1 pseudogene is annotated in these 255 nt (G+C 67.8%); it reads right to left on the bottom strand.

The window, feature by feature from the left end:
• Positions 1-232: pseudogene (locus tag GTR02_RS22250) on the bottom strand (IS3 family transposase); the annotation flags it as partial.
• Positions 233-255: the final 23 nt, after the last annotated feature.

Below are 255 nucleotides of genomic sequence, written 5' to 3'. Positions count from 1 at the left end.
ACGCTTCGGCCATCGCGTTGTCGTAGGAATCACCGGTTGAGCCGACCGACGCGACCGCACCCTCGGCGGCGAGTCGCTCGCTGTACTTCACCGCAACGTATTGAACTCCCTCATCCGAGTGATGCGTGAATCCGGTCAGGTCGACGCCCTCGCGGCCGCGGCCCCAGAACGCCATCTGCAGAGCGTCCAGGGCCAGTTCGGTGCGCAGGTGGGTCGCGACCTGCCAGCCCACGACCCGGCGGGTGCACACGTCGG

Source organism: Kineococcus siccus (assembly GCF_009906795.1).
GTDB classification, from domain to species: domain Bacteria; phylum Actinomycetota; class Actinomycetes; order Actinomycetales; family Kineococcaceae; genus Kineococcus; species Kineococcus siccus.
Note: the sequence above shows the minus strand (reverse complement) of the source record. Positions and strands in the feature narration are given on the sequence as shown.